This is a genomic window from Bacillus sp. SM2101 (assembly GCF_018588585.1).
Lineage (GTDB): Bacteria > Bacillota > Bacilli > Bacillales > SM2101 > Nanhaiella > Nanhaiella sioensis.
Genome location: NZ_JAEUFG010000004.1, coordinates 201,758 through 225,959, shown reverse-complemented (window position 1 = coordinate 225,959; position 24,202 = coordinate 201,758). Strand labels below are relative to the sequence as shown.

Here is a 24,202-nt window from a genome sequence, read left to right as displayed (position 1 = left end):
ATACATGTATACTGCTTAGAAGAAAAACCAGCTTACTGAGTAGATTTTGTAATGTACAAAGAATCATTCATCATTGAAGAAGCATAATAGAAGGGAAGAAAATTACAGTATTTAAAGAGACAATACCTTGTAGCAATACATATCTTGAAAAATTTTGTATCTGACCTTTTAGAGGTAAGATTCTAAAAAACATACCATTAATAGTGCGGTTTGTACATAAAGTGTTAGTAATTGTTAAAGATTAAGTGATGACAAACTTACCTTTTGGTGCAAATCACAAAAGTATTATCTGGATGTAAGAATAACAAATTATACTGCATTTAAATATGGAAAGGGCATATAAAAAATCACTGTAAATATCTTTAATTAAAATATCTTGAATTAGAGATAATGTTAGTGTAAACTATTTATGAAAGAAAAGAAAAATTATAAGGAGTGAAGCATCATGAGTTTAAGACCATTAAAAGGCAACCATCATGTTTCTGCCATAACAGCTAATATAAAAGAAAACTATAATTTTTATACAAAAACACTTGGTTTACGTTTAGTAAAAAAAACGATCAACCAAGATGATACTTCTATTTATCATTTATTTTATGCAGATGAAAGAGGAACTCCAGGGACAGATTTGACTTTTTTTGAAATCCCTAATGCTGGAAGAACTTACAAAGGAACCAATAGTATTACCTTAACAGCGTTACGTGTTAAGAGTGATGATTCCTTAACCTACTGGAAAGAGAGGTTTGAACATTTAGGTGTAGATCATGATGAAATCTCTCATCATACTGGAAGAGCGACATTAAGCTTTCGTGATGTTGAGGGTCAACGACTGGTTCTTGTATCAGATGAAAATAATAAGGGCGTTCAAGGTGGGAAGCCGTGGGATAAGAGTCCAGTACCAGTCGAGCATGGCATTGTTGGGTTAGGTCCTATTACTTTAACTGTAGCACATGCTGAATCCACTGCAAGATTTTTAACAGATATTTTAGGCTTTCGTGAAACTCGAAGCTTTCCTTCCTATGCAAAGGAGCAGGATACAAATATTCGCGTTTTCGAATCAGGTGAAGGAGGTACTGGTGGAGAGGTTCACCTAGAAGAACGGAGCGATCTTCCAAATGAGAGACCAGGAAGAGGAAGTGTTCATCACTTGGCTTTCCGTGTTGAAGATCGAGAAGAATTAACCAAATGGGTGGAGAGGTTGACTGAGAGCAGAGTGGCGAACTCTGGATTCGTTGAGCGATACTATTTTGGCTCCTTATACTTCCGTGAACCGAATGGGATTTTGTTCGAACTTGCAACTGATGGACCCGGATTTGAATCAGATGAGGACTTTGAGACTCTAGGTGAAAAGTTAGCTTTACCACCATTTTTTGAAGGTCAAAGGGAATCTATTGAGAAGAAATTAAAGCCACTTGATACTAAGGAATAAACAGAGGAGAGTGATAACTTGAAACATATATATAAACAGGGAAGTCGACCAGATTTACCAACATTACTTCTCCTTCATGGGACTGGTGGAGATGAAAATGATTTATTACCTCTTGCAGAAATCATTGAACCAAGAGCATCTATATTGAGTGTAAGAGGGAATGTAGATGAAAACGGAATGGCACGTTTTTTCGCGAGACTCCGAGAAGGAGTATTTGATGAGAAGGATCTAGTGTTTCGCACAAGTGAGCTTAATAAATTTATCGATGACAGCGCTAATGAATATGATTTTAAACGAAATAATGTAATTGCGGTTGGTTATTCAAATGGTGCAAACATTGCTGCGAGCCTTATGTACCATCATAAAAATGCGTTAAGAGGCGGTATATTATTTCATGCGATGGTTCCACGACGCGGGATAACACTTCCTCATTTGAATAATCTACCAGTGTTCATCAGTGGTGGTAAACATGACCAATTAATTTCTACTAAGGAGACAAAAGAGCTTGTTAGAAATCTTGAAGAATCACATGGACAAGTTACAGCGTATTGGACAGAAGGAGGGCATGAACTTCGAACGGAAGAGCTTAATGCCGCAAAAATTTGGTTTGAGGAAAATTTTATTTAAACGAAGGCTGTTGACGAAAATCAACAGCCATATTTTTATGGTTTCACATAGCGTTCATAAAAATGTTATTGCCTAAATTCTTCGGAAGTGGGCTTTTTTTTATGTATGTACAGTAGATTCACTATTTAAGATTAGGAGATTTTTAGCTTGAAGGTGGTCAAATAGGTGTAGGAAAAAAATGATTTAATGGTATAAACAATAGGACAGAAGAGAAGATATGTAGTTTTTTTATAATACAGTTAGCAACGTTTTCATGGAACGAAATCATGCTCAAACGAGATTGAGTTAAAAAAACGTAAGACGAATAAAATGACCAAGTATTATATTACAGGTGGAGCAGTTGTCGTAGATAACGAAAGGAATATACTTCTGAAAAAAGATCCTACTAGAGGATGGGAACTGCCTGGTGGACATGTAGAAAATGAAGAATCAATTTCTAGCTGTGTAATAAGAGAAGTTAAAGAAGAAACGGGAATTGATATAGAGATATTGAAGTTTTGTGGTATTTCACAAGATATAAAGAGCAATATGTGTCATACTTTTTAGATAACTCGACCTGTTGGAGGAAAAATAACTACATGTAATGAAAGTTTAGAGGTAGGTTTCTATAGTAGCCATGATGCAATGGAAATGATACAGCGTGAAGATTTTAAGTATGAACTTCAAAAATGTTTAGATGAAAAGGAGCATCCTTTTTATATACACAGTTGACTGGGTTGAGGATTTCACACCATTCATACTGAATATGGTAAAAAAGTTATATTAACATAAGGCTCATTATGTTTGTTTCTATTGAGACTAAATTAGAATAACAACCAATAGACCTCATTATAAATGATGGAAGATGCCACTAAAGCTTGTAATATGAAGATTTTTCATAGTACGAAAAGTAGCAATAAATAGGAAAATATTCCAATGTATATAGTGTAGAGTATGTGTTGGCTTTTGCTATGCTCTTTTATTTTTTTTGGACAAGTAACTTTTCTGCTCAACTTACCGTATTATTTAGCTATATGAACTTTTGGAAAGTATCTTTAGTCGTATATATTGACTTCATGTAAAAAGAATTTATACAATATAGATAATTGTTATCTACTGATCTTTTCGTAATTTTGTTGATATTTCTAGCAACAACTTTACTGCTAAACGAGATTTTATGCGATAGCATGGTTTTTTAGAAGAAGAGATGTCACAAAATTCTAGTTGGATCACGTTTAGTTTTTATTAGTAAAACAATAATGACTGAAAACAGCTTTATGTATAAAGGAGAAATGGTAATGCAATACAGCGTAGGTGTTGAGTACGCGCTTCATAGCTTAGTTTATTTATGTTCCACTTCAAATATTGGACCCATAGGAATTAAAGATTTAGCAAAAATACAAGGGCTATCAGAAACATATTTATCCAAAATTTTTACGAAATTAGTAAAAGCTGATATTATTACTTCAAGTACAGGCGTGAAAGGTGGATATGTATTAACGCAACGACCTGAAAATATTACTTTTTGGGATGTAGTAAGGGCAATTGAGGGAGAGAAGCCATTATTTCAATGCAGGAGAATAGTTGACAAAAATATGTTTAACGAGCCATGTAGCGAAGGCGAATGTTCTTCAGACATACCTTGTCGAATAAATCTAACGATGTTAGAAGCTGAAAATAAAATGCGGGATTATTTAAAAAGTAAAACTCTTTTATGGTTAAAAGATACATTGGATCAAGAATTACCAGCTGAAACGATTGAAAAAACAGCAGAATGGTTTGATGAGCATATCAAACCTTAATTAAAACCTGAGAAATCCATTGACGCATTATTTTAACTCACCTAGTTCATTAATGAAACTAACTAGGTTTTTTTGTGTTTTTACACAATGATTGAATCTACAAATAAATTACAAATTGGGAGTTGACAAAAACAAGAAATAATATGTATAATCCAGATAAGGGTTATCTATAAAAGCTAAAGCTAATACCATGTTCGTCGTAATTAGATCAATCAACAATAAAATCGATATTAGTTATAGTAGTTGGGGCTTCACCTAAATTTTTTTGGTTTCTATTACAGATAACTCTTATCTTAATTATATCTGAAAAAGGAGTGTTCATTAATGAAGACAAGATTTATTATGGGAGACGTTGATCCAGAAGCATATAAAGTTATGTTCGGCTTAGAAGGGTATGTATCTCATTCCTCAATTGACAAAAAAATGTTAGAGCTTATTAAAATCCGTGCGTCACAAATTAACGGTTGTGCTTTTTGTATTGATATGCATACGAGAGATGCTAGGAAAAATGGAGAATCAGAAGAAAGAATATATGCCTTAAACGCATGGCGAGAAACGGATTTTTATACTGACAAGGAAAGAGCGGTGTTAGCACTAACCGAATCTATTACATTAGTATCAGAAAAACACGTACCTGATGATGTTTATGATGGAGTGAAGAATCTCTATTCAGAAAAGGAAATTTCAGAACTAATTATGTCCATTATTACAATAAATGCATGGAATCGAATCGCTATTGCTACACGTATGATGCCGATGAAAAATGAACAGTAAATACAGTCAAGGAACTTGAAACAAGTCAGGTGGAAATGAACGCCACCTGACAGACGAATGTAAAAGAAAGGTAGGACTTTTGGTTTAAAATGAAGTGGGAGACCTATAGCATTTTCAATAATCATGAATTTCTAGTTTTCTCATAAACTGTGTTTAATCCATAAAAACATCTGACTTTTTGACATATTAACTGTTTTCTGAAATTTAATTATTAGTATAATAATAAATATTTAATATGTTTAAAAGGAGGTTATGATATGGATTTGTGGCGAAATAAAGAGTTTTCTATATGTACGAATAACGAGTACTTAAATTTAGATATTATTCATCGTTATTTGAGTGAAGAAGCATACTGGTCAAAAGGGATACCGATGGAGAACATCATAAAATCTATAGCAAATAGTTCGTTATGCTTTGGGGTATATAAAGGGGAAGTAGGAACAGAGGGGTGTGCACAAGTTGGCTTTGCAAGAGTAATTTCAGACTTCTCATCTTTTGCTTACCTTTGCGATGTATTCATATTACCGGATTTTCAAAAATTAGGTTTAGCAAAATGGTTATTGGACATTGTTAACAATCATCCCGAACTTACAAATGTTCGAAGATTTATGCTTGCGACGAAAGATGCTCATTCGTTATATACGAAATACGGTTTTGAGCATATTAATAATCCAGAATTCTTCATGCAAAAGGTTCGTAAACCTTCGTATCAACAATAACTTGCAATAAAACGATGTTATGTTGTCGGACTAGGCTTTTAATATGTACGGTTTAATTAATTAATCAATTGCAAGATGTATATATCAACAAAGAGAATAATTGATTATCTATTTTACAAAGAATACTACTTATTTAGGTATTCTTTTTTTATATTCTTATGTCTATATATCATCATGGTTTCGTCAGATTACTTGAACGCACAAAGAGTCACTGGAATGAAACTTCTCCAACACTTACAAGATTCTTATTAATTACGACGTAAATTGTCGTAGTTGTATGCTAATTTTTATTTAATAGCACAACACATTATTTTGTATAAGACAGTTTTCGTATTGTTGTCGTACGAATATCGGGAGGTATTTTGTACAAATAACAACAAAACTTACGACAAGGACTATTAATAAAGAAGGAGTGCAATTTCAGTGGCAGAACCATTAAAGAATATGTACACCGAATCATTTTTTATTCAATTTGCTAATATTGTTAAGGAAGCGTATCCTCAGTTTGACTCAAATCATTTTACGAAGCTTATTTACTGTGATGACTGGGATTCAAAAGAATTAAAGCAGCGAATGAGACATATTACAATATGTTTACGTGAAACATTTCCTCCTTCTTATGAAGAGGCATTAGCTATACTATACAGCATTGCACCACGGTGTCGAGGGATTGAATATTTATTCTTTCCTGATTTTGTTGAAGTATATGGTCTTGAACATTGGGATATTTCTATAGCAGCATTAGAACACTTTACAAAGTTCTCGACCTCGGAGGGGGCTGTAAGGTCATTTATTATTGCCTCCCCAAAAATAATGATGGAACAAATGCTTCAGTGGGCAAAGCATGATGATCATCATGTTAGACGACTTGCAAGTGAAGGGTGCCGCCCAAGATTACCATGGAATATATCATTAAAAGATTTGAAAATTGATCCAACACCTATTTTGCCAATACTTGAATATCTCAAAAGGGATTCATCTGAATACGTAAGGAGAAGTGTGGCGAACAATTTAAATGATATTTCAAAAGATCATCCCCATATAGTGAAAAAAATTGCCAAAGAGTGGTATGGTCATGATTCTCACACTAATTGGATAATCAAACATGGCTGTCGTACACTCTTGAAGCAAGGAGACCCTGAAGCTTTAATTCTATTTGGCTTTGATACTCCTGAAGGAATTACAGTCGATCAGTTATCTTTATCATGCGAAAAGCTAACTGTAGGTGATGATCTAACATTTTCTTTCTCTATTACAAATACATCAAAAAGACCAAAAAAACTCCGTGTAGACTATGAAATTCACTTTGTAAAAGCAAATAACAAAACTTCAGCAAAGAAGTTTAAAATAACAGAGAATACATTTGTAGATACAAAAACCTATACGAGAACCCATTCATTTAAGGATCTATCAACTAGAAAGCATTATGAAGGATTGCATATGTTAAAAATCCTTATAAACAGTGAAGAAAAAAAGCAAGAAAATTTTTATTTATACAAACCCGTTTAAATATGATCAGATTAAAGCTTATATAAAAAAAGCTGACTGAAAAGGTTAGCCAAGTTAAAATGAAAAGGGATTGCCCAATAGATATAAACCTTTGGACAATCCTTTCTTCATATCTTCCATTTGTGTATAGAAATACTATTCTTCCGTTTAGGTCCTTTTAATATTTTTCAATAACTCTAAAAACGAGCTGAAAATGTCCAACCTTTATCATTTTTTTCTTTAATCCTTGCTAAGAAATATCTCTAACATTGATCCCCACTTCTTTAGTTTTAAAAAATACGTAAAATGCTTCTAAACCTTTTATCCTGTAAAAAAAGAGTAGGTTATACACAACAGCCATCGCTGCAAAAGAAAAAAGGTGCTACGAAAACAAATAGCTATCAACAGCTTATTCACAATCACCATGTGTTTGTGGAGTGGATCTACAGTTTTGTTATTCGCTTTGATTCGTTGTAGGAAAACAACGAGTGATGATAACTGATATATAAGTTGGTCGAGATAACACAAAATGATTCGGTCATTCACATATCCATACATATTGAAAACAGCTAAAATAATTCCTAATAAGCTTATGTTTTCAAAAGTGGAGGTGTGTCATGGAGAATAAAGGAAATAATCAGTCAGTTCATTTTCGTAATGATATACAGCTATCAGGAGTCTTTCAGGAAAATGAAATAAAATCATTGAAGGGAGTTAAGTGGAAGTTTCAAACTGATGGAAAAATATATTCTTCTCCAATAGTTTTTAATGACACTGTATATATTGGAAGTGAAGATAAGCATTTCTATGCAATTGATAAGAAAAATGGGGAAGTAAAGTGGTGTTTTCCAAGCGGTGGAGCGATACGTTCTGCAGCTAGTATTGCCAATGAGCTTGCATACTTTACTTGCACTGACGGCTTTCTTTATGCTGTCCAAATTGATTCAGGTGAGCTATTATGGCGTTTTGAAACAAACGGGGAAGCTATGGTCGACCCCTGGGATTACTTTCTTTCATCACCTATTGTAAGTGAAGGAATCGTCTACTTTGGCAGCGGTGATCATCATATATATGCTGTTCATGCTCTAACAGGAGAAGAAATTTGGAGGTATAAGACTGGTGGTGTAGTACATGCAACACCAGCAATATACAATCAAACATTGTTCATAGGTAGCTACGATGGTTATTTTTACGCACTACATATTCAAACTGGGAAAGAAAAATGGGTGTTTAGGACAGTAGGAGACAAATGGTTTCCGAATGGCGACATTCAAGGTTCGGCATCTGTTTCTAATGGGACAGTCTATTTTGGTAGTCGTGATTTCAACATGTACGCGATAGACGCTGAAACAGGCAGAGGTGAATGGAATTATAAAGTACCAGGAACTTGGGTTATTACAACACCAACTGTGAAAGATGGGCTTGTCTTTTTTGCTTCATCAGACCATTCTAAAATGTTTGCTATGGATGCTAAAAGCGGGCGAGAAAAGTGGAATTTACCCCTCCATATTAATACGTTCGGATCAAGTATAATAGCACATAATACTTTATATTTTGGAAATATGAACGGGAAGTTTTATGCTCTTAACTTACACACAGGAGAACAACAATGGGTATACCAAACCGAATCAAGTAAGGAAGGCTTCGCAAAATGGTTAGATGATGAAGGTAAGTTAGGTGAAGAACTTAATGAACAACTACGAAATGCAGAGGATATTGACGAATATAGTAAAGTTTATGATACGATTATGTCATTAGGGTCAATCATTTCAACCCCTTTCATTGAAAATGGATCAATCTATTTTGGTAGTACTGATGGCTGCATTTATGCACTTGAATAATAGGTGCGGACATTTATAATGAGCTTATCACAACCTACAAACTTCAGGAGTGGAGTATGAATATCATAAAGTTTCCGATACCCCCATTTCCTTTATTTGTGAATGGGGGCCAATATGTATTTAACAAAGGAGATCGTCATTTTAGAAGGACATTTCCTGTATTCGATTTACTATATGTAAAATACGGAAAAATATTTATTACTACGAATGATGTCCAATATGAAATAAATGAGGGGCAATATCTTATTATCCTTCCAGGTGAGGAGCATTATGGACATAAAGACTGTATAGAAGGTAGTCAGTTTATATGGCTGCATTTTCAGTATGAAAAAAAGTATGACTTAGAAGTAAATGAATCAATTGATTGGTCCAACATCGTACAGAACATCCCGTCATATATAGAACCAGCAAACCTACTTTTGAAAATTCCTCAATATGCTAAGATACGAAAAAAAGAATATATGGAAAGGTTGATGGATCGAATTATTGCTTCTAATGACCTGCAAAATCCTGAATTATATTTATACCAACAAATATATTTTCAAGAATTTTTTGTTCAGTTACAAAAAGAAGCAATGACTGTTCAGAATACGTCTGAGAAATTAACAGAACAAGTGATCGTTTATATAAAAAATCATTTTCAAGATCAGGTTACTTTAGATAATATAGCAAGAGATTTACTCTACCATCCAGATTATATAACCCGGTGTATGAAAAGAACAATCGGGGTGACACCGATTCAATTCCTAACTCAATACCGACTCTCTCAAGCGAAACATATGTTAACTATTTCAGATGAAACAATTAATTCAATTAGTAAAGGTGTAGGCATCAAAGATTATGCTCATTTTTCAAAGTTATTTAAGCTACATGTAGGTGTTAGTCCTGCAATATACAGAAAAGAGACTCAGCGAAAATAATAGGACTTTGTCGAAAGATCTATAAAACTATGAATTTGACCTGTAAATGTGCCAATTTGACCTGAAAAACATAGAATTTGACCTGAAAAACATAGAATTTGACCCGAAAAAGTATAAATTTGACCCAATAATGTTAGTAATAGACCGATAAAACAGATAGATAGCAAAAATATTGATCATTTTTATGCAGGAAAGCTAAATTTGTAGCTAGAATATATATTTACAAATGATAGAAGGAGAGATGATATGATTGTAAAGCCCCGCACCACCCCCATCTATATTAAAAAACTAGAAGCTTTAGCGAGAAGACTTCCGCAAAGTCACCCAAAAAGGGTAGGGATTTCAGAACAGCTATCTAAGCGTTTGGCTGGCTTTAAAGGAGAACAAAAGATAGATTTTCCACTAAGCTTTCTTCCTGAAGAAGAATATCACCTTTTTCATGATTTAAGGCTATTTGATGGAACTCATTACTTTCAACTTGATACCCTCATTCTTTCTCAACGTTTTATCCTCATATTAGAAGTTAAAAATATTAAAGGAACTCTCTATTTTGACTCCCATTTTAACCAACTCATACGAACGATAGATGATATAAAAGAAGGATTTCCTGATCCCATTTTGCAAGTGAAAAGGCAGAGTGCTCAACTAGCAAAGTGGTTGCGGATGAGTAACTACCCCATAATTCCTATCGAAACGTTTGTTGTTGTTAGTACCCCTAGAACGATGCTTCAAACTTCCTCTAATAATCAATACATTTACAATAAAGTGCTCCATAGTGCAACACTTCCTTATAAAGTGAATGAAATACACAAATCACATCTGAAGGAAGCTCTTCAATTCAAGCAGCTTCGTAATCTTTCTAACCAATTTATTAACGAACATGTGCCATTAGAAGTGGACATACTTCTTCAACAAAACATTTCTCAATCAGAAATACAAACAGGTGTCCAATGTCCTAATTGCTTCTTTCTTCCTTTAGAACGAGATTGGGGTAGATGGAGATGTTCACAATGCAGCACAATCTCAAAAGATGCCCATGTACAAACTTTAGAAGACTATGCTCTCTTAATAAACTCTACGATAACCAACTCATCTGCTAGAGAGTTCTTGCAAGTTTCATCGAGTACAATTGTGAAAAAGATATTGTCTTCGATGAAGCTACCTCATAACGATCTCAAAAAGGGTAGGAAATATTACTTAAGTTAGCTAATCAAACTGTAATTTAACGTTAGAGTGAAGTGTCGACATATTAGTTTTGTAAAATGAGATCTGCCTTTTTCTCAGGAAGTTCATTTTGTAAGTAAAATGCTTCTGCTTTCCAATACCTATTTTTAAACTTCGTGATGTTTCTCTGTGTATTTGTACTTTCACGAAGAAACCTATGATCCCTCGGACAATCTAAATAAACAACATAATCATAAAATTCCCGCCACTCGTATCGCTGAAGGAAAACCCCTTCAATGATAATGACACAATTTTTAGGAAGTGAGATGCTTCTCACAGTGCATGAGTCTAAGTCACCTTCATAATAAGGAAGATTGAGCTCGGTTGCATTTTTAAGTTGTTTGAAAAAATACTCCTTTAGCCAAGCTTTGTTCCACTGTAAATGATAATACTCATACCACTCTTCTTGCCCAGTATTGTAACGGTTTTTCCTCTCAACGATGTGGTCATCAATATGGAAGATATGATATGGAATATTTAATTCTTGCAAATGATGACTAAGCTTACTTACAAGCGTAGTTTTGCCAGAACGACTTAAGCCATCAATGCCTAAAATAAATCGATTGTTGTATTCGGTAGTAGTAAGTAGTTGTATTAATGAATTCACATTATGATCCAAATTACAAAACCCCTTTAAGCTATTTTCTAAATTGATGTGGATGTTCAATACGTGTTGAAATAACTAAAATCAGACTTTATCTAAAGGTTTGATTATTATGAAATCTGTACCTTCATCACATTCAGTATTGATACAATTAGGACATGATTTATGCTCACTCGTCATACGTCACACTTTGTTTGAATTTTTAATTTACACGTATTAAGTTGCATTTTGGAAATTATGTAAAACTAATATCATAATAACAAAATTGGCAAAAATATTCCTTCTTCACTTAAACTAAACAAAGGGTGTTTTCCACTAAGATATAAGCACATATACATGTAGCGGTGGTGGCATCTTTTCTACTTTTTATAATCTCTTTGGGGTCAGGCCCCGTCGTATTGTCCATTGTTAATAACGAAAAGAGCAAAAAAATCAGTAAGTGCTAACATGATATAAATATAGCCCTTACTGACTTTTAAGTTATCTCATTCTTGTCACTTGATTAAAAATAGGATCTTTAAGCTCAAATTCATAAGTGAGTCCGTTGACGATTCCTACAACGTGATGACTATCATAAAGCTCTAACATAAATGCTGCCATTTCTTTGGCAGTATGATATTTAGGAATAACGCCTTCATATTGAAAATCTTCAGCATCAATTGAGTGTTTTCCAAATTCTGTTTCAGTTGCAGCTGGAGCCAAAACCTTTGCTTGCATTTTTGCATTCTGATCTTTTAATTCTTGAGCAAGCCCTTCAGTAAATGCACTTACGTAAAATTTAGTTGCACAGTAGGTTACAGCATCTGCAACAATTGTATAGCCGCCACCCGAAGATACGTTGATAAGCTGGGTACCTTCTACATTTGAGTAGTCACGTACGTACAGTGAGGATAGTATTGTTAATGCTTCAATATTTAAATGAAGCATTTTTTCTATTTTATTTAAATTTTGCTCACCAATTCCTGCAAAATTACCAAATCCCGCGTTGTTAATCCATGTTTCTATGTCTAAATCTTGGAGGTCTTCATATAGTTTATGCGCGTTTTCAATTACCGATAAGTCAGCTATTCGTATGATAACGTCTAGGTCCGGAGCTACCTGTGCGATTTTGGACTTCAATTCTTCTAACTTGTCTTCTCTTCTAGCTACAATAACTAAGTTTTTTCCTCGAGCGGCAAATGCCAAAGCTGCTTCATATCCAATTCCAGAACTTGCACCTGTAATGACGGTATATTTCATTTATCAAATTCCTCCTTGACTCATTTAAATTGATTCTTTTCACATAGATTGTTGTTTTTCCTACTAAACAATAAAGCCGTATACAACTAGAATTCGTGGGATGATTTCTTCTATAAAACGATATCTTTGCCTTCTAGTTTAGGAATCATAACAACAAAGTTTACGAAAAGAGTCCTTAATTTCAAACTGCAATGTAATTATATTCCTTAGAGCTTACTCTAAGTCAAACGGTTTTTATTTTTTTAGATTTTAGAAAAATAGCTACTTAACTATATTGAGCTTCTCAATTGTGGATGGTACAAACGAGCAATAATTGAATTGATATTGTAACCAATAACGACTATTATTATGCTATACGATATATCGTATAACATAATATATGTAATGATAAAGGTGATAATTTTGAATGAAAATGAGCGAGCACCAATGACTGAGGCGATGTATTATGTTCTTCTGGCTATACATAAACCACTCCATGGTTATGCAATCATGAGTGCGATTAGAGAAGCTTCTGGAGGAAGAGTGAATATGGGACCAGGAACACTCTACGGTATTTTGAAGCGTATGGAAAAAGACAAACTTATTGCTTTAGAAGACTCCGATGGCAGGCGCAAAAACTATCAAATTACTTCAAGTGGTCGTAGAGCATTCAAACAAGAATATATGCGTCTTACTAAAATGGTAGAGGATGGGGATGTATTATTTAGAGAGGAAGATTCAAATGAAAAATAAGCTAAAAAAGAAATTCTTATGGCTTGAGAGTTGGTATATTGAGGAGCAGGAAGCATGGTTTTCTAATATGTCCTTAGAAGGATGGAAGTTGATAAATATCGGTCATTTTTTTGCGACATTTGAAAAAAGTGAACCAGAAAAAGTGAATTACAGATGTGATATATTCAAAGTTAACGATCAATACTATAACAGAATTGATTTTTATAAACAGGCTGGTTGGGAACATATTGGCTCACGTGGATTCGTTCAAATATTTAGAGGAAGTGACGATATTACATCTGAAATTCATACAGACGCTAGTGAACTAGCAGAAACTGTATCTATACTTAAAAGGGATATTACTAAAAGGTGTTGGATGGTTCTATTTCTTTTAATAATAATTATTATATTGCAAATGAGTACATTATTTATCGATCCTGTTGACAATTATGTAGAAGATAACTTCATAGATGCAGCAGTGATGATACTTATTTACGTTAGTGTTTGCTTTAATATGATTACTGGCATGTTCCATTTGTCAAAGCTAATGAAAAAAATGAAAGCGGGGCATTTATTCGACCGTAAATTAGATTACAAGAAGAAAATGAAACGGAGTAAAATGATAGGAAGTGGTACGATTGCGCTTGCGACGATTTGGATGATTTATATAGTGAGTAATACTATTATGTACATTACTCAAGAAAGATTCCCTGAAATTCCCAATAAAGAATTACCTATCGTTCACATGTCAAATGTAATTGATAATTTTGAGTACGTTACAAGGAATGGTGAGATTGATAGACGGGCAAATTATTACACAGAACAATCGAGTATTTTAGTACCTAATTATTATGAACTTGAAGAGCAAGTTATAGTCCCGAATACGATGTGGGATGACAAAAGTGACGTTTATCGTCATTCACTTAAATCTTATGGGTATGAAATAAGGAGTGAATGGTTGGCAAAAGCATTTACACAATCTTTAAAAGATAAATATACTAATGACTATGACGGGTTTTACGAGCAACAATTTCATAGTGAATTTGATGTGCTATGGCTTAGAAAAACCGATACTAAATCTGATTTTATTGCGAGAAAGGGTCGTTTTGTTTATCGGGTTGTATATCGTGGAATGGAGTCGACTGAAGACATAATTGACCTATCATTTGCCAAAGTGCCAAATTAATACGAAAGATTCCCTTGACAGCTTCATTTGAGAAGATACCAAGGGAATTTTTGTTTACATCTTTCTTTGTTCGTTCTTTCTCATTTCATCCCATTCACTTAAATAAAGCATCTCATTTAGATCTAGCGGGTCACCTTCTAATACCGAGACAAATTCTAAACTGTTTCCATCAGGATCATAAAAATAAACTGAAGCAGCAGGCATCCAAGTAAATACGATTGGTTCAATCGGTTCTCTACCAAAAAAATCTTCAGCAAGCTTAATATCTTTGTCATTTAACCATTCTATTGATGTTTTTAGTTTTGCTAATTGTACGCTGAATGCAAAATGTCGCTTTGCAATTTCTTGCCCGGCTGGTACTTCCCATAGGCCAAGCATTTGTTCCTTATTTCCAATAAAAAAGAACGCGCATTTTCTTTCATAAATTCGATGCGCTAGTTGAAGTCCGAGCTTTTCAAAAAACGCAATGCTTTGATCTAAATCTTTCACTTGTAAATGGGTTTCGTATATACTCTGTATCATCTAAATCACTCCAATTGTTTTTGGTAATTTAGATTTTACAGTTATGTATGCTTATCTCATACGGTAGGAAGAGGTAAAGTAATCTACAACTTCTGACCGATTTTGTGTTTAAAAATTTCTAACCCTTAGTACATACTTTCCACCAATATTGCCATAGGGGGAATATACTTTTACCGTATAAACACCTGATCCATATTTACTTAAATCCACTGCATATAACCTCTCTTGTGATTTAGCTGTTTCTGATTTACCAACGAGAGTACCGTCAGGAGCATATACTTTGTATTTATAGTTATAGCTATTATGCAGGTTATTTAACCAAAAGTTACACTCCGAACCTTTTTCAACATCTAAATTTACGGTATAAATTTTGTTATTCTCAGTAAGCACATCTTCTACTTGAAGTTCTGCTTCAGCAAATTGCTCACCAGATGTATTCCCCAACTCCACACTTTCTTCTAATAATGTTGATGAAGAAAACAAAATGATAATGATGCACATTGCTGCAACCATACCTGCTATTGGGAGTAAATTGGATTTTAATTTGCGCTCTCTCTTTGGATTACTTATCTCACTTTCTATTCTTTTTCTAAGTTCGAATTGTCTTTTAGGATCCCAAGAAATACTTTCATCTAAATTCTTCACATCTTTAAAGAGGTTATGATCATGTTGGTTACTCATAAACCCATTCTCCCTTCGACAATTCTTGTTGTAGCGCTTTTAGAGCTCTAAGTAAAGTTGATTTAACTTTACTCTCACTCCAACCTAAAATTTCACACGTTTCTTTCGTGGACATCCCCTCAATTTTTCTAAGTATGACCACTTCACGATAACTCGGTTTTAACTTACCAAGAGCTTCATACAATTCTTGAAAGCTTTCATTGATCATAATAGCGCTTTCTAATGTATTGTTAGCTTCTTTCTCTCGGTATTGATGACTAAAGTGCTCAAAAATATTAAATTTTTTCCGTCTCATATAATCCATTGTAATATTGTGAGCAATCCTGAATATCCAGCTTTCAACTTTATCTTTATTTTTTAACTGACCATACGAGTTATATACTTTTATAAAAGTTTCGTGGGTTAAGTCTTCAGCTGTATGGTAGTCTTTAGTTAATGTAAAAATAAACTTTAACACTCGCCTACTATACAAGTCATATAGGGAAAGCACTTCATTTTTCTTTTCATCTCGTTGCACTATGTTCCCTCCCTAGTTATTGTCGGTCATTCTACATTGTAAATGTTTCGTTTAATATATTTATATGAAACATATTGTTTAAAATATCCTATGCTCATTATTATAATCTTCTTCGTTCATTTATATAAAAATCTTTGTTTTTCGCTATATTAAAAGGGCTATGTTGGATAGTCAAGGCTGTCAGTGTTAAGTGATGATGGTATTGAAATGTAATAAAGGCTCTTTTCGTACTATTTTTATTAAAAATGGCTCGTATCATGAGAGCTCAATAATTGAATTAGCAATTTACCACGAAAGCTGGATATATGCGTGTTTAACCTTAGAAAGAGAATAGCACCAATTAATGCGACAACAGCCTTCTTTAAAAATAGTACAGTCAAAATGGTGTAACGAATTGTCATTTTATGCGTCTTACATATGATAATTGAATTGTTATAAGAGGAAATATAAGTTGAAATTTAGCATTCAATAACTAGATAAACTTTTGAAGTATTCAACGTCAATGCAAAGTGTAATTAATCATATGATTAAATATAAAAGTAAAATCACAAGCTGGTCATATAAAATAGTAAAATATGCAGTAAAATAAATCCGAATAAATTGTTAACTTCAATGAACATTTACTACTATATAAAATTTAGTATTTCAAGCAACTAAGAGAACTGGAGAGTAGCAAGTGAGCAGTAAATTAATCAAAATCATTATCGTTTCTATGGTCTTGACGATCGGTCATTTCAATCAAGAGGTGAAGTATATTATTGTTGGCTTAGTTTTATTAGTCGCTTTGGAAATTTATTTTACCTTAAGAAAGGGCAAAATTAAAGATGATTCTGAGTAGAACAGTTTTTTACCATTTAGTCATTTGACCGATAGCACTCATTATATGAACATCTTAATTATTTGTGAGCACTACGCTGTCCGAGGTAATATAAGAATAGGGGGGATGGGATGTCATGTATACAATCAGTGAGGTCGCTAAAATATTAGGAGTCAGTACTCATACATTACGGTATTATGAAAAAGAGAAAATCATAGAACCAGATCGCAACAAGAATAAAGATAGAATGTATAGTGATGCACATCTTAATTGGCTTCGATTTGTGATGAAACTAAAACAGACACAAATGCCAATTGCAAAAATTAGAGAATACGCACAATTGTATATTGAAGGAGAGCATACAACAATCGCTCGCTTACAACTGCTCGAAGAACATAGGAGTGAGATTCAAAATCAAGTGAAAACCTTGGTTGACACGGAAAAGATGCTTGAAGACAAAATTAACTCATATAAGAAAATGGTTAGTATGAAACATCTAGGCTCCGTTGCTACTAAACCAAAATAAGAGAAGGATTCAATTTAAATGAAAGTCTCCTTTCAAATTTTGTTGCTATTGTTAGCAAACTATTACCATAAAGCGTCGTTTAATTTGTTAGATTTCGTTGTACAGAAGAAAAGCTGCCTCGAACATTAGTTATAATCGTATTTAGGTCTAATTACGAAAAGCAACATGAATGCGAAATCAACCACATAAAAAAACAACAGAGAGCAGGTCTGTTGTTTTTAGCTAATGATCTTTTCATACCGATATTAAAATCATATACAAATGTTGAATTTTAAACGTCCAGCTAATGATGTCGCCAAGGTTAAATGTATAAAATCTTGGTGAAAACGGTTAGAGTTACATAATAACAGTTATTCCGCTTGCTGGATATGGTCAACTTGCAGTACTTTCTTTTCACTAGAAGATTGCCATTGTGCTAGTTTAACTAAATAGGGTGCGATATTTGCAGGGTCATCACCTGTTGTCACCAAGTTCGTTTTCATCGCACCAGGGTTAAAAACGTGTGACGTAATCCCATTTTTATGTTCTTCATCATCTACAGTATAGGATAATGCTTCAATGGCCGCTTTGCTGGCAGCGTAGGCACCAAAACCAGCAGCACCTTCCTTCGCTAGGCCTGAAGTAATGTTGATGATCTGTCCTGACTTTTGGCTTCTCATAACTGGTAAACATTCTCTTATCATTAAGAATACACTTGTAGCATTATTCGTTATTTGGTACTCCCATGAATCCAAGGGGCTTTCAAAAATGTGATATTGTTCAAATACAGCCGCGTTATTGATTAATATGTCGATCCGTTCGAACTTAGCCGTAGCTGCCTGTATAAGCATTCTAACATCAGATTGGGATGAAACATCTGCACGGATAGGCAGAACTTTAACATTATACTGACTTGTGATGTAGCGCTCAACCTCTTCAAGCTTAGCATACTCCCGTCCACAAATAACTACATTAGCTCCACATTTAGCAAAGGCAATGGCAGTTTCTTTCCCTAAACCGCTCCCAGCACCAGTAATAATGACAACTTTCCCATTTATATTTTGCATATCCGTTCCCCTTTTTCATAAATTCCGGAATTCTTATGTGAATGATAGTATATTACACATCGTCTAAAAAGTCAATTTATTCTGAAAATTTAAATAGTGTTAACAACAGTTATTATCTTCAAGAGTATTAATCCTACACAATAAGGGTATTTTCTTTGACTGAACTTGCAATTTATTGTAAGATACATTTAACAGACCGCCGGTCGGTTTGTTTAAAAAGGAGGCTAATAAGTTGGAGTTAAAAGATAAGATTATACAAGCAGCGTTTGATTTGTTTGCGGAAAAAGGGTTTGAAAAAGCAACAGTATCAGAAATTATTAATTTAGCTGGCAGTTCCAAAGGAGGATTTTATCATCATTTCAAATCGAAAGATGAAATTCTCGAAGCAATCACCTCGCGTTATATAGATGAATTAAAAACTGATTATGAGAAGCTTCTTCAACATCAACAACGTTCAACTATTGAATTATGGAATCATATTTTTGCACAGCTGATTGAATACAAGCTTGGCAAAATTCCTGAATGGCCAAAAATGAGAAAAATCTTTTCATTTAATGGAAATCATATCATTCTAAAAAATTTTGCTAGTCAATTTGAAGTAATGACGACGGAATTATATACACAGCTCATTTTGCAAGGTGTTCGAGAAGGAGTCTTTCATGTTAAACACCCAAATATGTTGGCTGGATTATGGTCTAGGGAAATGATTAGAGTAGTTTCAATATGTAGAAAGCTTATTTTTTCTACCGATGTCGAAGCATATGAAGAATTTGAAATGTTGTTAGCTTTTAATGAAGATCTTATCAATCGTGAATTAGGTGTTTCTAGTAATATGATTCAAATTAAAGAAGTAGCCCTTCAATACGTTCAGCAATCTAGAAAGCGGCTTGAGCATAAGGAGGAATTTGATGATTAGATGGTTTTATGAAATAGGAGAGGAAGATTTTCAAGCTGTTGGCGGCAAAGGGTACAATTTGAGCAAAATGTATAATCAAGGCTTAAATGTACCAAATGGCTTTGTTATTACTTCTGATGCTTATAATTCATATATTCAAAAAAATTTCATAGGAGAAAAAATTAGCAGGATTTTAAATGAAGAGACGTCAGCGAAAGAGAAATCCTTGACTATAAAATCATTATTCACTAAAGAGTTGTTTTCAATAGAATTACAAAAGCATATTGAAGATCAATTGACTAAAATCGCTAGTAAACGTGTAGCTGTTAGAAGTAGTTCAACTGTTGAAGATTTACCTGGAATGAGTTTTGCTGGGCAATATAGCACGTATTTAAACGTAACACGAAAAGATATCATTGACAAAGTTCTATTATGTTGGCAGTCCCTCTGGAATGAAAGAGCTATTGATTATAGAACTAAGTATGATGTTACGTCAGGTTTTACTCATAGTGTCGTCATTCAAGAGATGATAAATTCTAAGTTATCCGGTATTGTATTTACAGCAAACCCAATTACAGGGAATAGAAATGAGATATACATTAATGGATCTTATGGGCTTGGGGAAGCGATTGTAAGTGGTGAAGTGAATCCAGATCAGTATACGGTATCGAAGTCGAATGGAAAGGTACTGATAGAAGAACTATCTTCAAAAGAATGCTTGTGTCAATATGGTGAAGATGGGATTGAATATGTACCAATAAGGGACGGTTTAAAGAACGGTAGTTCATTGGAAAATCTGCACATCGAATCGATTGTCAAAGAAGCTATTAAGGTTGAGGCATACTTTAGTAAACCTCAAGACATTGAGTTTGCTATAGATCATAACGATGAATTATATATTGTTCAATCAAGAGACATCACTTCATTATTCCCGATAGACAGTTTTATTCAAGATAAAAAACTTAGAGCATATTTATCAGTAAGTACAGTTATGTTAGGAATGAAGGAGCCTTTTACACCGTTAGGATTTGAGCTGTTTGGGCATATGGTTCCGACGATCGTAAATGTGATGACAAGTCGCAATAAGCCATTGGATGGTGGATTTGTAAAAGAGGCTGGTGGAAGAATATTTGCTGATATCACTTATTTATTAGCAAATAAATTTGTTGGAAAGCAATTTGCGAAAGCTTTTGCGGGAAACGATCTCCCACTCGAAGGTACGATGAATGCTGTATTAAAACATCATGGAAAACAGTTTACTAACCAAGGAATCAAATTTAAAATACCTTGGGGCATCGTTAAATATGCTATTAGTATGGTTAAGCCATATGTTGAAGCTAATAAAATCGCTTCCGAAGACAGATATGGACAGATGAAGAAGATAGGTCATGCTGTAGTAGAAGAACATATGAGGCTCGCATGTTCTCTCCAAACTGTTGAAGAGAAGTTGGATTTTATTAAGGATACACTTGTCAACGCATTCATATTATCTCAGAAGCAAGCCTTATATTGTGTGGAATTTGCTAATTTCTCAAAAATTAGTAAAAAGCTCTCGAAAATGTTAGGTGATGATTTTGATATCGTTCCGCTAACAAAATCATTCCCAAATTGTATAACTGTTGAATTAGGTATGGAACTTAATTATTTGGCAAAGTACTTTGATGAAGAGGGGGTAGAACCAACAAAAAATCACCCTAAAGTGCGACAGTTGTTAAAGGAATTTGGACACAGAAGTACGATTGAATTAGATTTTGGTGTGAAGAGATGGTCGGAGGATCCAGCATATATCATGAACTTAATAAAATCATACATGGTAGATCAAATGTACAATCGGAACATTGAGGAGGTTCATGGGAATGCGCAAAAAGCAGATCAGTTAATTAATGAAATATATGAGAGAATTAAAGTATTAAAAGGCAAAAGAAGAGCTAGGAAAATGAGAAAGATGATCATTGATTATCGAATAGCTGCTGGAATGAGAGAGTATCCAAAGTTTGATATCGTCAGAATGTTGGCACTTGCGAGAGAGGTTATGTTAGAAGTAGGTCAGTTGTATGAACAGCAAGGATTAATTGAAGATCAAGAAGATATCTTTTTTTTAAGGACGCAGGATATAAGAAGTAGGGAGCAATTAAGGCTTACCATTCTAACGAACAAAGAGGTATATAAAAGGGAGTTTGCTAGAACAACGATCCCTCGTATTGTATTAAATACTGGAGAAACATATTATTCAGCTCAAAATGTTGATCCCCATAGCAAAATTCTTCAAGGTGTTCCTTTATCAGCAGGTATTTATGAGGGCAAAGTAAGGGTTATTTTTGACCCGAATAAAGCTGAGTTATTAGAAGGGGAGATTCTTGTTACTGAAAGTACGAACCCTGCTTGGACACCGTTATTCATGACTGCAAAAGGGCTAATCATGGAGTATGGTGGTCCTGTTAGTCACGGTGGAATTGTAGCAAGAGAATATGGGATTCCTGCAGTTGTCGGTATACCTTCTGCAACAGCAACATTGAAGGATGGACAAATGGTTAGAATTAACGGTGAGACTGGTACGGTTGAAATATTAAAACAACAAGATATGATTAATTAACTTTGAATTTAATTTGTTTTGCTAGGTTCATATTTTACATGAACGCTATTATCGTAACTTTGCGGCTGTTTGTAAGAAATCACAAGGCCAAATGGGGTTCTCTGCCATTGTCATCGCTTTAAAAAAGTAAGACGAAACGCCATTTTATAAGTCTTTATTTCTTAGAATAGCAACCACTACTGTGAAAATATCGAACAGACAAATGGTGGAAGGGTGAGTAAGCCTGACTAATTGCTTCATTTTGAAGACCACAAGCGCTCGAAAATTTCACATAAATATGAGATAGAGGGTACCATCAAATGATAGCACCCTCTTAAAACCTACTTTTTCTTTTTCTTAACTTCTAATAATTCAGCAATAATTTTTCCGTGGTCTGTATTGTCAATGAAGCCTGCAAATAGTTCCTTTTGAGGACCATATGCATATACTGGTACTTCTTCACCAGTATGTCCACTTGTCGTCCAGCCAGATAGAGAACGAGTATTTACAATAGCTTCGATAGCATTGTCAATAACAGTTAATGTATCTTCTTCAGCTTTAGCAGCATCTTTTACAGCTTGTATTTCTTCTTTAGTTAATTCTAAATCGATGTACTTACTTAGGGCTTTTTCTACCTCTAATCCTTCAACAATTTCATTAGCAATGAAATCAGGCGTTTTCTTAAATGCTTTGATCGGTTCAACGAAGAAATTATAAACACCGTTAGCGCCGATAGAGAATCCTCCAGTTGAATGGTCAGCTGTCACAACAACAAGTGTGTCACCATCTTTTTTCGCAAACTCAATCACTTCTTTAAAGGCATTTTCAAAATCTTGCATTTCGCTCATCGCTGCGACGATATCATTATCGTGACCCGCCCAATCTATTTGACTGCCTTCTATCATTAGGAAAAAGCCGTCTTTATCCTTGCTTAAGCGGTCAATTGCTGTTTTTGTCATATCTTGTAAAGAAGGAATATCAGCAGTACGGTCAATCATTTTGTTCATACCTTTTGGAGCAAATAAACCTAGAATTTGGTCGTTTTTATCTTTTAACAATTCATCACGTGTTGTAACATAACTATATCCATCCTTTTGGAATAACTTAGTTAAATTGCGGTCTTCGCGATCAAAGTATGATGTACCGCCTCCAAGTAATACGTCCACTTTATGCTCTCCGTTAATGAGGTCATCATAATAATCATCAGCGATTTGATCGTAATTCTTTCTAGAATCATCGTGAGCAGCATATGCAGCAGGTGTTGCGTGATTGATTTGTGATGTAGCTACTAAACCTGTTGCCATACCATCTTCTTTTGCTTGCTCAAGAATTGTTTTTACATCTGATTTATCGTTATCTACAGCAATAGCGCCATTATATGTTTTTACTCCACCAGACATTGCAGTTGCAGCTGCAGCAGAATCAACAACATTTTCTTCATGATCGTCTGGGTATGTAGTTTGTAATCCCACTAAGTATGGATCGAAAGCGGTTTCTTCATATTTTATTGTGTCTGGATTATCATTCATATAACGAAGAGCTGTCATATAAGGAACACCCATTCCGTCACCGACCATAAAGATCACATTCTTTACTTTGCCATTTTTTGATGAGGCTGCATTAACAACTTTTTCTTCACCATGCAAAAGGCCGATACTACTTACTGTTAATGTACTAACAAGTGCCAGAGGTAACAGTGAATTCTTCCAATTCCATTTTTTCATAACATTATTTCCTCCCTATATGTTTGATCATATAATAGTTTAAGAGAAAAATGTAAAAGAGGTATTGATAAATTACTAATATTTAGTAAATGAAATGTAAATCGGTAAAATAATGGGATGTTATTGACCGAATAATGACTAATGGTGAAAAGTACTTTAAAAGAGAATACTAAGCTAGAAGGATGACCTTTGATTAACTGTGATGTTGTTAGTAAAGACTTGTAATTCATGATCTTGCTTTTAAGTTTGTTTAAAAAAAAGGCATGAAAAAATTTTATCACCCGTATCTTTTTTTTATCGTTATTCGTTTTATATATTGAGAGGTGCAAAAAGGAGGAGTAGATGTGTACACAAATGCT

Annotated in this window: 23 protein-coding genes; 16 read left to right on the top strand and 7 right to left on the bottom strand. The window is 34.1% G+C overall.

The genetic code is table 11. The features are described from left to right. Window positions 1–445: 445 nt before the first annotated feature. The 10 genes from JM172_RS05800 (at window position 446) to JM172_RS05755 (ending at window position 10,785) form a co-directional block, all read left to right on the top strand. Complete coding sequence (locus JM172_RS05800) at window positions 446–1,429, top strand: ring-cleaving dioxygenase (protein WP_214481150.1); 984 nt, start codon at window positions 446–448, stop codon at window positions 1,427–1,429. Window positions 1,430–1,447: 18 nt separating this feature from the next. Next, window positions 1,448–2,056, top strand: a complete 609-nt coding sequence (locus tag JM172_RS05795; RefSeq protein WP_214481149.1) for an alpha/beta hydrolase — start codon at window positions 1,448–1,450, stop codon at window positions 2,054–2,056. A 309-nt stretch (window positions 2,057–2,365) separates the two neighbouring features. Further along, entirely contained in the window at window positions 2,366–2,602 is a 237-nt protein-coding gene (locus JM172_RS25380) for an NUDIX hydrolase (protein ID WP_352222974.1), read from the top strand. A 731-nt stretch (window positions 2,603–3,333) separates the two neighbouring features. Beyond that, complete coding sequence (locus JM172_RS05785; protein ID WP_214481148.1) at window positions 3,334–3,837, top strand: RrF2 family transcriptional regulator; 504 nt, start codon at window positions 3,334–3,336, stop codon at window positions 3,835–3,837. A 324-nt stretch (window positions 3,838–4,161) separates the two neighbouring features. Continuing rightward, on the top strand, window positions 4,162–4,611 hold the full coding sequence (locus tag JM172_RS05780; protein ID WP_214481147.1) for a carboxymuconolactone decarboxylase family protein: 450 nt from the start codon (window positions 4,162–4,164) through the stop codon (window positions 4,609–4,611). A 257-nt stretch (window positions 4,612–4,868) separates the two neighbouring features. Further along, window positions 4,869–5,330 (top strand): GNAT family N-acetyltransferase, encoded by a 462-nt coding sequence (locus JM172_RS05775; protein ID WP_214481146.1) that lies wholly within the window; start codon window positions 4,869–4,871, stop codon window positions 5,328–5,330. 444 nt (window positions 5,331–5,774) lie between these two features. Further along, window positions 5,775–6,839, top strand: a complete 1,065-nt coding sequence (locus JM172_RS25615; protein ID WP_250886532.1) for a DNA alkylation repair protein — start codon at window positions 5,775–5,777, stop codon at window positions 6,837–6,839. Between the two features lie 596 nt (window positions 6,840–7,435). After that, on the top strand, window positions 7,436–8,659 hold the full coding sequence (locus JM172_RS05765) for an outer membrane protein assembly factor BamB family protein (RefSeq protein ID WP_214481145.1): 1,224 nt from the start codon (window positions 7,436–7,438) through the stop codon (window positions 8,657–8,659). 56 nt (window positions 8,660–8,715) lie between these two features. Next, the gene (locus JM172_RS05760; RefSeq protein ID WP_214481144.1) at window positions 8,716–9,579 is read left to right on the top strand and encodes an AraC family transcriptional regulator; all 864 of its coding nucleotides are present in this window, start codon (window positions 8,716–8,718) and stop codon (window positions 9,577–9,579) included. Window positions 9,580–9,825: 246 nt separating this feature from the next. Beyond that, a complete protein-coding gene (locus JM172_RS05755) occupies window positions 9,826–10,785 on the top strand; it encodes a nuclease-related domain-containing protein (RefSeq protein ID WP_214481143.1) in 960 nt (319 codons plus the stop codon). Window positions 10,786–10,828: 43 nt separating this feature from the next. Here the strand turns inward: JM172_RS05755 and JM172_RS05750 are convergent, their stop codons facing one another. Together JM172_RS05750 and JM172_RS05745 are read right to left on the bottom strand one after the other, a co-directional pair. Continuing rightward, on the bottom strand, window positions 10,829–11,422 hold the full coding sequence (locus JM172_RS05750; protein WP_214481142.1) for a kinase: 594 nt from the start codon (window positions 11,420–11,422) through the stop codon (window positions 10,829–10,831). A gap of 465 nt (window positions 11,423–11,887) precedes the next feature. Continuing rightward, window positions 11,888–12,646 (bottom strand): SDR family NAD(P)-dependent oxidoreductase, encoded by a 759-nt coding sequence (locus JM172_RS05745; RefSeq protein WP_214481141.1) that lies wholly within the window; start codon window positions 12,644–12,646, stop codon window positions 11,888–11,890. A gap of 402 nt (window positions 12,647–13,048) precedes the next feature. Between JM172_RS05745 and JM172_RS05740 the strand changes: the two genes are divergently transcribed. Beyond that, window positions 13,049–13,378, top strand: a complete 330-nt coding sequence (locus tag JM172_RS05740) for a PadR family transcriptional regulator (protein WP_250886525.1) — start codon at window positions 13,049–13,051, stop codon at window positions 13,376–13,378. Further along, on the top strand, window positions 13,368–14,543 hold the full coding sequence (locus JM172_RS05735) for a DUF2812 domain-containing protein (protein WP_214481140.1): 1,176 nt from the start codon (window positions 13,368–13,370) through the stop codon (window positions 14,541–14,543). Before JM172_RS05740 ends, JM172_RS05735 begins: the two co-directional genes overlap by 11 nt. Window positions 14,544–14,597: 54 nt before the next feature. Here the strand turns inward: JM172_RS05735 and JM172_RS05730 are convergent, their stop codons facing one another. From JM172_RS05730 to JM172_RS05720, 3 genes are all read right to left on the bottom strand, one after another. Beyond that, entirely contained in the window at window positions 14,598–15,065 is a 468-nt protein-coding gene (locus JM172_RS05730; protein WP_214481139.1) for a VOC family protein, read from the bottom strand. 108 nt (window positions 15,066–15,173) lie between these two features. Beyond that, window positions 15,174–15,746 (bottom strand): hypothetical protein, encoded by a 573-nt coding sequence (locus JM172_RS05725; protein WP_214481138.1) that lies wholly within the window; start codon window positions 15,744–15,746, stop codon window positions 15,174–15,176. Then, window positions 15,739–16,263: an RNA polymerase sigma factor gene (locus tag JM172_RS05720; RefSeq protein WP_214481137.1), complete on the bottom strand. Its 525-nt coding sequence runs from the start codon at window positions 16,261–16,263 to the stop codon at window positions 15,739–15,741. Before JM172_RS05720 ends, JM172_RS05725 begins: the two co-directional genes overlap by 8 nt. Before the next feature lie 676 nt (window positions 16,264–16,939). Here JM172_RS05720 and JM172_RS05715 point away from each other — a divergent pair. After that, a complete protein-coding gene (locus JM172_RS05715) occupies window positions 16,940–17,101 on the top strand; it encodes a hypothetical protein (protein WP_214481136.1) in 162 nt (53 codons plus the stop codon). Window positions 17,102–17,216: 115 nt separating this feature from the next. Continuing rightward, window positions 17,217–17,606: a MerR family transcriptional regulator gene (locus JM172_RS05710; RefSeq protein WP_214481135.1), complete on the top strand. Its 390-nt coding sequence runs from the start codon at window positions 17,217–17,219 to the stop codon at window positions 17,604–17,606. Between the two features lie 350 nt (window positions 17,607–17,956). Here the strand turns inward: JM172_RS05710 and JM172_RS05705 are convergent, their stop codons facing one another. After that, window positions 17,957–18,652, bottom strand: coding sequence for an SDR family NAD(P)-dependent oxidoreductase (locus JM172_RS05705; RefSeq protein ID WP_214481134.1), 696 nt, complete (start codon window positions 18,650–18,652; stop codon window positions 17,957–17,959). A gap of 232 nt (window positions 18,653–18,884) precedes the next feature. Between JM172_RS05705 and JM172_RS05700 the strand changes: the two genes are divergently transcribed. Continuing rightward, on the top strand, window positions 18,885–19,568 hold the full coding sequence (locus JM172_RS05700) for a TetR/AcrR family transcriptional regulator (RefSeq protein ID WP_214481133.1): 684 nt from the start codon (window positions 18,885–18,887) through the stop codon (window positions 19,566–19,568). Next, a complete protein-coding gene (locus JM172_RS05695) occupies window positions 19,561–22,140 on the top strand; it encodes a PEP/pyruvate-binding domain-containing protein (RefSeq protein ID WP_214481132.1) in 2,580 nt (859 codons plus the stop codon). The genes JM172_RS05700 and JM172_RS05695 overlap by 8 nt, the downstream gene beginning before the upstream one ends. A 320-nt stretch (window positions 22,141–22,460) precedes the next feature. Here the strand turns inward: JM172_RS05695 and JM172_RS05690 are convergent, their stop codons facing one another. After that, window positions 22,461–23,843 (bottom strand): alkaline phosphatase, encoded by a 1,383-nt coding sequence (locus JM172_RS05690; RefSeq protein WP_214481131.1) that lies wholly within the window; start codon window positions 23,841–23,843, stop codon window positions 22,461–22,463. Window positions 23,844–24,202: the final 359 nt, after the last annotated feature.

Bases quoted from the DNA above. Each gene is read 5' to 3' on its own strand.
- JM172_RS05725 (WP_214481138.1), bottom strand. From the start codon at position 15,746: ATGAGTAACCAACATGATCATAACCTCTTTAAAGATGTGAAGAATTTA.
- JM172_RS05780 (WP_214481147.1), top strand. From the start codon at position 4,162: ATGAAGACAAGATTTATTATGGGAGACGTTGATCCAGAAGCATATAAA.
- JM172_RS05755 (WP_214481143.1), top strand. From the start codon at position 9,826: ATGATTGTAAAGCCCCGCACCACCCCCATCTATATTAAAAAACTAGAA.
- JM172_RS05710 (WP_214481135.1), top strand. From the start codon at position 17,217: ATGTATACAATCAGTGAGGTCGCTAAAATATTAGGAGTCAGTACTCAT.
- JM172_RS25380 (WP_352222974.1), top strand. From the start codon at position 2,366: ATGACCAAGTATTATATTACAGGTGGAGCAGTTGTCGTAGATAACGAA.
- JM172_RS05775 (WP_214481146.1), top strand. From the start codon at position 4,869: ATGGATTTGTGGCGAAATAAAGAGTTTTCTATATGTACGAATAACGAG.
- JM172_RS05745 (WP_214481141.1), bottom strand. From the start codon at position 12,646: ATGAAATATACCGTCATTACAGGTGCAAGTTCTGGAATTGGATATGAA.
- JM172_RS25615 (WP_250886532.1), top strand. From the start codon at position 5,775: ATGTACACCGAATCATTTTTTATTCAATTTGCTAATATTGTTAAGGAA.
- JM172_RS05735 (WP_214481140.1), top strand. From the start codon at position 13,368: ATGAAAAATAAGCTAAAAAAGAAATTCTTATGGCTTGAGAGTTGGTAT.
- JM172_RS05690 (WP_214481131.1), bottom strand. From the start codon at position 23,843: ATGAAAAAATGGAATTGGAAGAATTCACTGTTACCTCTGGCACTTGTT.
- JM172_RS05800 (WP_214481150.1), top strand. From the start codon at position 446: ATGAGTTTAAGACCATTAAAAGGCAACCATCATGTTTCTGCCATAACA.
- JM172_RS05705 (WP_214481134.1), bottom strand. From the start codon at position 18,652: ATGCAAAATATAAATGGGAAAGTTGTCATTATTACTGGTGCTGGGAGC.
- JM172_RS05765 (WP_214481145.1), top strand. From the start codon at position 7,436: ATGGAGAATAAAGGAAATAATCAGTCAGTTCATTTTCGTAATGATATA.
- JM172_RS05785 (WP_214481148.1), top strand. From the start codon at position 3,334: ATGCAATACAGCGTAGGTGTTGAGTACGCGCTTCATAGCTTAGTTTAT.
- JM172_RS05730 (WP_214481139.1), bottom strand. From the start codon at position 15,065: ATGATACAGAGTATATACGAAACCCATTTACAAGTGAAAGATTTAGAT.
- JM172_RS05695 (WP_214481132.1), top strand. From the start codon at position 19,561: ATGATTAGATGGTTTTATGAAATAGGAGAGGAAGATTTTCAAGCTGTT.
- JM172_RS05760 (WP_214481144.1), top strand. From the start codon at position 8,716: ATGAATATCATAAAGTTTCCGATACCCCCATTTCCTTTATTTGTGAAT.